The sequence below is a fragment of the Streptomyces sp. CNQ085 genome (assembly GCF_022614595.1).
Lineage (GTDB): Bacteria > Actinomycetota > Actinomycetes > Streptomycetales > Streptomycetaceae > Streptomyces.
This window is the reverse complement of record NZ_JAJFAU010000009.1, coordinates 21,067-29,497: the sequence shown is the minus strand read 5'-3', so window position 1 is coordinate 29,497 and position 8,431 is coordinate 21,067. Positions and strand designations below refer to the sequence as shown.

Sequence of the window (8,431 nt, the reverse complement as noted above, 5' to 3'; positions counted from 1 at the left end):
AGGCCCCGGTCCTGAGGGACCGGGGCCTTCCCGCCGAGCGGACGACGAGACTCGAACTCGCGACATCCACCTTGGCAAGGTGGTGCTCTACCAACTGAGCTACGTCCGCCTGCTCCGTTCGGTGCGCCCCCACTATAGCCAACCCCGCCCGCGTGCGATGCGCACGGCCGCGTGCCGGTTCTCCGCCGACAGCTTCGCGGCGGCCGACGACAGGTAGTTGCGGACCGTTCCCGGCGCCAGCGCGGCCCGCTCGGCGATCTCCGCGACCGGCGCCCCGTCCGCCGCCAGCTCCAGGAGTTCGGCCTCCCGGGCGGTCAGCGGGGAGTCCCCGGCGCTGATCGCGTCGGCGGCCAGCTCCGGATCCACATAGCGGTTGCCGGCGTGCACCGTGCGGATGATCTCGGCCAGCCGCTGCGCCGAGACCGTCTTGGGCACGAAGCCCCGCACCCCCGCGGCCAGGGCTCGCTTCAGATGTCCGGGGCGGCCGTGCCCGGTCACGATCATGGTGGCGCAGGCGGGGAGTCCGGCACGCAGCTCCGTGGCGACCGCCACACCGTCCTTGCCCGGCATCTGGAGGTCCAGCACCGCCACGTCGGGCCGGTGGGCGCGGGCCATCGCCAGCGCCTCGGGGCCGGACGCGGCCTCGGCCACCACCAGCAGGTCGTCCTCCAGCGCCAGCAGGGCGGCCAGCGCGCCCCGGATCAGATGCTCGTCGTCGGCCAGCAGTACCCGCACGCGGCGCCCGCCGCCGTCCGTGCCGCCGTCCCGCTCGTGATCGCTCACCGTTCTCCTTCCCCGCGTACGTCCCCGCGTACGTCCCCGCCGCCTTCCCGGTCCGGCCGCGTCGGGATTCGGGCCGTCAGCCGGAAGGTGCCGTCGCCGCGGCGCTCACCGGTCAGTGTGCCGCCGAGCGCGACCAGCCGTTCGCGGAGCCCGTTCAGCCCGGAGCCGCCCTCCGTGGCGGCTCCGTCCCCCGCCGCACCGTCGTTCTCCATGACCAGCTCGGCGACCGACCCGGCGGCCCGCAGCAGGATCGCGCACCGCCCGGCGTCGGCGTGCCGCAGCACGTTGGTGGTCCCCTCGCGGACCACCCAGCCCAGGGCCGACTGCACCGGTTCGGCCAGCTCCCCGCTGCCGCTGTCCTCGATCCGGCAGTCGATCCCGGCCGCCCTCAGCACCCCGCGCGCGCCGACGAGTTCGGTGTGCAGATCGGCCTCCCGGTAACCGCGCACGACCTCGCGCATCTCCCGCTGCGACTCCCGCGCGATCCGCTGCACCTCGGTCATCTGGTCCACGGCGGAGAGCGAGCCGCGCTGCGCGAGCTGCACGGCCAGTTCGCTCTTGAGGGCGATCACCGACAGGTTGCGGCCCAGCACGTCGTGCAGGTCCCGGCCGAACCGCAGCCGCTCCTCGGCCACCGCCAGCCGTGCCTGGGTCTCCCTCGCGGCCTCCAGCTCGCTGACGACCCGCATCATCCAGCCCGAGCAGCGGTAGCTGAAACCGAAGAGGACGGCGCCGAAGACGGCGGCGCCCACGTGGTACCCCACCTGGTCCGCCGGCACGTCCAGCGCCATGACGGACATCGCCGAGCCCGCGATGACCAGCGTCGTCACCAGAATGCTCCGCCGTACCGACAGGGTGAGCAGCACCGGTCCGGACAGGAACATCAGCAGCCAGGTGCTGGCTCCCACCGCCCCCGGATCCAGCACCCCGGCCCCGACCGAGGCGTGGAGGACGGCGACTCCGAGGACGGTGAGCCCGACGTACACCGCCGTCAGACCGCCCGGCCGTTCGGCCGAGCCCAGGTAGTACCGCAGTCCGGCCCGGCACAGCAGCAGATGGCACACGGAGTGCGCCGCGAACAGCACGATCAGCGGGACGGCGGCCCGGAGGGGGGCGCCGCCGCGCTGCGCCACGCACCAGAAGGCCAGCAGCACCGCCTCGGACACCGCGAAGCTGTAGAGCGTGAAGCGGGTGTACTGGTGGAAGCGGACCGGCCCGCTGGACCGCCGTATCCGGTCCACCCAGCCCAGCGCGCCTCCCTCGGCCACCACCACCGCCATGCCCGCTCCTCGCACCTCAGTTACGGGGTTCCCAGCGGAACCACCGCCGTACGGCGAACACCGAAACCAGCGCCCAGGCCACGGCGGTCCCCAGCGCCCGCAGCACCTCGCCCGGCTCACCGCCGCCGAGCCAGCCGTACCGCACCAGGTCCACCACCGGGGTCATCGGCAGCAGCCGCAGGACGTCTGCCACCTGTGCCGGCATGACCTCCAGGGGTACGAACAGCCCCGAGCCGACCAGCGAGACCATCAGCAGCGGCAGCGCGGTGATCTGCGCGCTCTCCGTCGTCCGGGTGATCACGGCCGTCGCGGCGGCCGTCAGCACCATCAGGGCGGCGCCCAGCAGCACGCCCACCACCAGCAGGTCCGGCCGCTCCGGCGGTGCCATCTCCAGCAGGGCCGCGCCCGCCGCGACCAGCACGGCGCACTGCGCCAGCGCCACGGTGACCACCGGCAGCGCCGCGCCGGCCAGGATCTCCCAGTCCCGCAGCTCCCCGGTCCGCAGCCGCTTGAGGACCAGCTCCTCGCGGCGGGAGACGTAGGCGGGGATGAGGTTCAGATAGACGACGAGGATCAGCACCATCGGGATGCCGCTGGTCATCACCAGGTCGGTGACGCTCAGCCCGGTGCCCTCCAGCGGCGCCTGCTCGACCGTGGAGCGCATGAACAGCACCATGAGCAACGGCATCAGCAGGGCGGTGAACATGGCGGTGCGGTTGCGGACGAGCAGCGTCAGCTCCGCCCGGGCCAGCGACCGCAGCCTGCCCAGGGAGGCCGCGGCCCCGCCCCCGCCGCCCGTCCTGCCCCCGGTGTCCGTCGCGCTCATCGTGCTCCCGCCTCCGCCACTCGTGCCGTGCCGTTGTCATCCGCCGCGTCCGGGCCGTCCCCGTGGGCGATCTCCAGGAACGCCTCCTCCAGGGAGGCCGAGCGGGCGTCCAGGCCCGCCAGCGCCACCCCCTCCTGCCGCGCCCACAGCAGGAGTTCGGTCAGCGACTCCTGCAGCCGGTTGGTGCGGATCTCCACTCCCCGCCCGTGCTCGGCGGCCTTCAGGGACAGCGGGAGCCGGGCGGCGGGCACCTCCTCGGGCAGGTTGAAGCGGATCCGGGACGGGCGCGAGGCGGTGACCTCGGCGGGTGTGCCGGAGACGACGATCCGCCCCGCCCGCATGATCGCCAGCCGGTCGGCCAGCTCCTCGGCCTCCTCCAGGTAGTGCGTGGTCAGCACCACGGTCGTACCGCCCTCCCGCAGCTCCCGCACCAGGCGCCAGGTCTCCCGCCGGCCCTCGGCATCCAGCCCGGTCGTCGGCTCGTCCAGGAAGAGCACCTCGGGACGGCCGAGCAGGGCCATGGCCAGGTCCAGCCGCCGCCGCTCGCCGCCGGAGAGCTGTTTGACCCGTACGTCCGCGCGCCGGGCCAGTCCCACCATCTCCAGCGCCTCCGGGACCGGACGGGCCCCGCTGGTGCAGCCGGCCCACATCCGCGCGGTCTCGGCGACGGTCAGGTCGGAGGGGAAGCCGCCCTCCTGGAGCATCACCCCGATCCGCGACCGCACCCGGGCGCGCTCGCGGTACGGATCGTGCCCGAGTACGCGCACCCGGCCGCCGCTGGGCTCGGCCATCCCCTCCATCACCTCGACAGTGGAGGTCTTGCCCGCCCCGTTCGTCCCCAGCAGCGCGAACAGCTCGCCGCGCGCCACGGAGAACGAGATCCCCCGTACGGCATCGAAGCCGCCGTCCCCCTTCGCCGGGCCGTAGCGCCGCCGCAGCCCGCTCACCTCGATTACCTGTTCTCCGATCTCCATGCCACCAGGGTCGCGCGGGACCGGGGCGGGAGGCAGTGCGGGCCGTCACGAGCGCGCGTGACAAATGTCAACCGGCCGGTGGGCGCGGGGAGATGAGGGGATATGACGTTGCACATGAAAAAGACCCCGGCCCTGGAGGACCGGGGTCTTTCCCCTGAGCGGACGACGAGGCTCGAACTCGCGACCTCAACCTTGGCAAGGTTGCGCTCTACCAACTGAGCTACGTCCGCATGCGACCTTCCGGCTCTCACCGGTCGACGCGCCTTCACTCTACCCGATCCCGGAGGTCCGGTGGAGTGATTGGAGCGGGTGACAGGAATCGCACACTGCGCCTCCCTCTTGGAAAGAGGGCGCTCTACTACTGAGCTACACCCGCACGACCACCTTGGCCTCGGCCGTTTCCGGCCGCTCCCGGCGGCGTGCTCCAGACTCTAGCCGATCACCCGGGGTGCCTGGCAAGTCGGCCCGGAGGCGAGCTCAGCGCGACTCCCCGGAGGCGGCGCCGGGAGCGGTTCCGTGCGCCTCGTCGAATGCCTCGTAGACCCTCTTGGGGATGCGTCCGCGCGGCGGCACCTCGAAGCCGTGCGACCGGGCCCAGGCCCGTACCGCGGACGGGTCCGGCGCGACGGAGGTGTGCTGGAACGTCTTCCCGGACCTGGCGCGCTTGCGGCCGGCCCGCACATAGGGAGCGAGGCCCATGCGCAGTTTCTTCGCGTTCTCGCGGTTGAGATCGATCTCGTACGACCTGCCGTCGAGGCCGAAGGCGACCGTTTCCGACGCTTCCCCGCCGTCGATGTCGTCGGAGAGTGAGACCACCACGCGCTGTGCCACGGATATCGGTCCTTTCGGAGGGATCGCATGCGGAAACACTTCGAAACCACTTCCTGACATGCGGTCATATCAGGGTCCCCGGCGATCGGTGTCAATGCCCTTTCCTTTGTACAGCGGCGGGCATTGTCTGGTGAAGCGGTTGAATTCTCGTCCGCTTGTCATGCCGCGAACGCGACTTTACTTTTCCGGCGCCGATTTCGGCAGTGCTTCCCGGCGTTTCCCGGGGTGCCGATACCCGACCGTGACCGGAGTGGCCCTTGTCTACGCGAGTAGAATTTTCCGCCGGGTACGCTGAAGCGGCAGTCTCCAGCACCAACACCCACCGGGAGTACCTGTGGCTCGCGTCGTAGTCGACGTCATGCTCAAGCCGGAGATCCTCGACCCCCAGGGCCAGGCGGTTCAGCGTGCGCTGCCCCGGCTGGGCTACGAGGGCGTCTCGGACATCCGCCAGGGCAAGCGCTTCGAGCTCGAGGTGGAGGGTCCGGTCGACGACGACGCCCTCGCCCGTATTCACCAGCTCGCCGAGACCTTCCTCGCCAACACCGTGATCGAGGACTTCACCGTGCGCGTCGAGGAGCGCGAAGAGGTGACCCCCGCATGACGACCCGCATCGGAGTCGTCACCTTCCCCGGCTCCCTCGACGACGTGGACGCCCGGCGTGCCATCAGCCTCGCCGGCGCCGAGCCGGTCGCCCTGTGGCACCGCGACAGGAGCCTGCGCCAGGTGGACGCCGTCGTCCTCCCCGGCGGCTTTTCCTACGGCGACTACCTGCGCTGCGGCGCCATCGCCCGCTTCTCGCCGGTGATGGACACGGTCGTCGACCAGGCCCGCGCCGGTCTGCCGGTGCTCGGCATCTGCAACGGCTTCCAGGTGCTGTGCGAGTCGCACCTGCTGCCCGGCGCCCTCACCCGCAACAACCACCTCCACTTCGTCTGCCGCGACCAGCGGCTGCGCGTGGAGAACGCGGACACGGCCTGGACGTCCGACTACGCGGAGGGCCAGGAGATCACCGTCCCGCTCAAGAACGGCGAGGGCGGCTACGTCGCCGACGAGCGCACCCTGGACGAGCTGGAGGCGACAGGCCGGGTCGTCTTCCGCTACCTGGACGTCAACCCCAACGGCTCCCGCCGCGACATCGCGGGCATCAGCAACGAGGCAGGCAACGTCGTCGGCCTCATGCCCCACCCCGAGCACGCCGTCGAGGCCCTGACCGGGCCCACCACCGACGGGCTGGGATTCTTCAGCTCGGTCCTCAAGAATCTGGTCACCGCATGAGCGACGTACGCACGACCACTCGGCCGCGGACGGCCCCGATGCCCGCACCTCTGCGTCGTGCGGGCGGAGAAGCTCATCGAAAGGGCGCGGCATGACCCTCGACACCGTCAAGTACGCGAGCGACACCCCGGACGTCGAGCAGCCCTGGGCCGAGCTCGGCCTCAAGAACGACGAGTACGACCGCATCCGGGAGATCCTCGGCCGCCGCCCGACCGGCGCCGAGCTGGCCATGTACTCCGTGATGTGGTCCGAGCACTGCTCCTACAAGTCCAGCAAGGTCCACCTGAAGCAGTTCGGTGAGAAGGCCCCGGAGTCCGACGCCATGCTGGTGGGCATCGGCGAGAACGCCGGCGTCGTGGACATCGGCCAGGGCTACGCCGTCACCTTCAAGGTGGAGTCGCACAACCACCCCTCCTACATCGAGCCCTACCAGGGCGCGGCCACCGGCATCGGCGGCATCGTCCGCGACATCCTGGCCATGGGCGCGCGCCCGGTCGCCGTGATGGATCCGCTGCGCTTCGGTGCCGCCGACCACCCCGACACCCGGCGCGTGCTGCCCGGCGTCGTCGCCGGCATCGGCGGCTACGGCAACTGCCTGGGTCTGCCCAACATCGGCGGCGAGGTCGTCTTCGACTCCTGCTACCAGGGCAATCCGCTGGTCAACGCCCTGTGCGTGGGTGTGATGCGACACGAGGACATCCACCTGGCCAAGGCGTCGGGCACCGGCAACAAGGTCATCCTCTACGGCGCCCGCACTGGCGGCGACGGCATCGGCGGCGTCTCCGTGCTCGCCTCCGAGACCTTCGACGAGACGGGCCCGGCCAAGCGTCCGGCCGTCCAGGTCGGCGACCCCTTCCAGGAGAAGCTCCTCATCGAGTGCACCCTGGAGGTCTTCAAGGAGGACCTGGTCGTCGGTATCCAGGACCTCGGCGGCGCCGGCCTGTCCTGCGCCACCTCCGAGCTGGCCTCGGCCGGCTCCGGCGGCATGCGCGTCGAGCTGGACACCGTCCCGCTGCGCGACTCCACGCTCTCGCCCGAGGAGATCCTCATGAGCGAGTCGCAGGAGCGCATGTGCGCCGTCGTCGAGCCGGACAAGGTCGGCCGCTTCCTCGAGATCTGCGAGAAGTGGGATGTCATCGCCACCGTCATCGGCGAGGTCACCGACGGCGACCGGCTGGAGATCTACTGGCACGGCGAGCAGATCGTGGACGTGCCCCCGCGCACCGTCGCCCACGAGGGCCCGGTCTACAACCGCCCCTACGCCCGCCCCGAGTGGCAGGACGCCCTCCAGGCCGACGACGCGAACGCCCTGCCCCGGCCCAAGGACGGGGACGAGCTGCGCGAGCAGGTCCTGAGGCTGGTCGGCTCGCCGAACCAGGCATCCAAGGCGTGGATCACCGACCAGTACGACCGCTACGTGCTCGGCAACACCGTCCTGGCCCAGCCCGAGGACAGCGGCATGATCCGCGTTGACGAGGAGACCGGCCTGGGCGTCGCCGTCGCCACCGACGGCAACGGCCGCTACGCCAAGCTCGACCCGTACACCGGCGCGCAGCTCGCGCTGGCCGAGTCCTACCGCAACGTCGCCGCCACCGGCGCGAAGCCGCTGGCGGTCACCGACTGCCTGAACTTCGGCTCGCCGGAGGACCCGGGCGCGATGTGGCAGTTCGCCGAGGCCTGCCGAGGCCTGGCCGACGCCTGCCAGACGCTGGGCACCCCGGTGACCGGCGGCAACGTCTCCCTCTACAACCAGACGGGCGACACCGCCATCCACCCCACCCCGGTGGTCGGTGTGCTCGGAGTGATCGACGACGTCGACCGCCGCACCCCGATGGCGTTCGCGGAGGAGGGGCAGATGCTCTACCTCCTCGGCGACACCCGCGAGGAGCTGGGCGGCTCGGCCTGGTCCCAGGTGATCCACGACCACCTGGGCGGGCTGCCGCCGAAGGTGGACCTGGAACGCGAGCGGCTGCTCGCCGAGATCCTGATCTCCGCCTCCCGCGACGGCATGGTCGACGCCGCGCACGACCTGAGCGACGGCGGGCTGGTCCAGGCGCTGACCGAGTCCTGCCTCAGGGGGGGCAGGGGGGCCCGGCTGGTCGTCCCCGACGGGCTGGACCCGTTCGTCCTGCTGTTCTCCGAGTCGGCCGGCCGCGCGATCGTCTCGGTGCCGCGCAGCGAGGAGCTGCGCTTCACCGACATGTGCGGCGCCCGCGGCCTGCCCGCCACCCGCATCGGCGTGGTGGACGGCGACGCCATCGAGGTCCAGGGGCAGTTCTCCCTCTCCCTGGCCGAGCTGCGCGAGGTCCACGAGGCGGCCATCCCGGCGCTGCTCGCCTGACGCCCGCGACGGCGGCCGCACCACGGCCGCCCGTGCCCCGCCGCCCACGCGGGTCGGGCACCAGGTCCAGGTAGGGGCGCAGGTCAGCGACCCGGCCGCCGTCCAGCGGACCCAGCTTCAC

General features: G+C 71.7%; 8 protein-coding genes and 3 tRNA genes. 3 read left to right on the top strand and 8 right to left on the bottom strand.

Annotation, left to right across the window (positions count from 1 at the left end):
* Nucleotides 1-36: 36 nt before the first annotated feature.
* The 8 genes from LJ221_RS03465 to LJ221_RS03430 form a co-directional block, all read right to left on the bottom strand.
* Nucleotides 37-109 (bottom strand) — tRNA-Gly (locus LJ221_RS03465).
* 23 nt (nt 110-132) lie between these two features.
* Nucleotides 133-783, bottom strand: a complete 651-nt coding sequence (locus tag LJ221_RS03460; RefSeq protein WP_241713592.1) for a DNA-binding response regulator — start codon at nt 781-783, stop codon at nt 133-135.
* Nucleotides 780-2,063 carry a sensor histidine kinase gene (locus LJ221_RS03455; protein ID WP_241713591.1) on the bottom strand — a complete coding sequence of 428 codons (1,284 nt, stop codon included), beginning with the start codon at nt 2,061-2,063 and terminating at the stop codon, nt 780-782. The genes LJ221_RS03460 and LJ221_RS03455 overlap by 4 nt, the downstream gene beginning before the upstream one ends.
* A 16-nt stretch (nt 2,064-2,079) precedes the next feature.
* The gene (locus LJ221_RS03450) at nt 2,080-2,889 is read right to left on the bottom strand and encodes an ABC transporter permease (RefSeq protein ID WP_241713589.1); all 810 of its coding nucleotides are present in this window, start codon (nt 2,887-2,889) and stop codon (nt 2,080-2,082) included.
* Nucleotides 2,886-3,863 carry an ABC transporter ATP-binding protein gene (locus LJ221_RS03445; protein WP_241713587.1) on the bottom strand — a complete coding sequence of 326 codons (978 nt, stop codon included), beginning with the start codon at nt 3,861-3,863 and terminating at the stop codon, nt 2,886-2,888. The genes LJ221_RS03450 and LJ221_RS03445 overlap by 4 nt, the downstream gene beginning before the upstream one ends.
* 157 nt (nt 3,864-4,020) lie before the next feature.
* Nucleotides 4,021-4,093, bottom strand: a tRNA-Gly gene (locus tag LJ221_RS03440).
* Nucleotides 4,094-4,164: 71 nt separating this feature from the next.
* Nucleotides 4,165-4,239: transfer RNA gene (locus tag LJ221_RS03435), tRNA-Gly, on the bottom strand.
* Between the two features lie 101 nt (nt 4,240-4,340).
* The gene (locus LJ221_RS03430) at nt 4,341-4,694 is read right to left on the bottom strand and encodes an Lsr2 family protein (RefSeq protein WP_241713585.1); all 354 of its coding nucleotides are present in this window, start codon (nt 4,692-4,694) and stop codon (nt 4,341-4,343) included.
* A gap of 334 nt (nt 4,695-5,028) precedes the next feature.
* Here LJ221_RS03430 and purS point away from each other — a divergent pair, with 334 nt between their 5' ends.
* From purS to purL, 3 genes are all read left to right on the top strand, one after another.
* A complete protein-coding gene (gene purS, locus LJ221_RS03425; protein WP_241713583.1) occupies nt 5,029-5,295 on the top strand; it encodes a phosphoribosylformylglycinamidine synthase subunit PurS in 267 nt (88 codons plus the stop codon).
* Nucleotides 5,292-5,969, top strand: a complete 678-nt coding sequence (purQ, locus tag LJ221_RS03420) for a phosphoribosylformylglycinamidine synthase subunit PurQ (protein ID WP_241713581.1) — start codon at nt 5,292-5,294, stop codon at nt 5,967-5,969. The genes purS and purQ overlap by 4 nt, the downstream gene beginning before the upstream one ends.
* A gap of 91 nt (nt 5,970-6,060) precedes the next feature.
* The gene (gene purL / locus LJ221_RS03415; RefSeq protein ID WP_241713579.1) at nt 6,061-8,310 is read left to right on the top strand and encodes a phosphoribosylformylglycinamidine synthase subunit PurL; all 2,250 of its coding nucleotides are present in this window, start codon (nt 6,061-6,063) and stop codon (nt 8,308-8,310) included.
* Nucleotides 8,311-8,431: the final 121 nt, after the last annotated feature.

Excerpts from the sequence above, each read along its gene's own strand:
- LJ221_RS03455 (WP_241713591.1), bottom strand. The coding sequence starts at position 2,063 with ATGGCGGTGGTGGTGGCCGAGGGAGGCGCGCTGGGCTGGGTGGACCGG.
- LJ221_RS03450 (WP_241713589.1), bottom strand. The coding sequence starts at position 2,889 with ATGAGCGCGACGGACACCGGGGGCAGGACGGGCGGCGGGGGCGGGGCC.
- LJ221_RS03445 (WP_241713587.1), bottom strand. The coding sequence starts at position 3,863 with ATGGAGATCGGAGAACAGGTAATCGAGGTGAGCGGGCTGCGGCGGCGC.
- purQ (WP_241713581.1), top strand. The coding sequence starts at position 5,292 with ATGACGACCCGCATCGGAGTCGTCACCTTCCCCGGCTCCCTCGACGAC.
- purL (WP_241713579.1), top strand. The coding sequence starts at position 6,061 with ATGACCCTCGACACCGTCAAGTACGCGAGCGACACCCCGGACGTCGAG.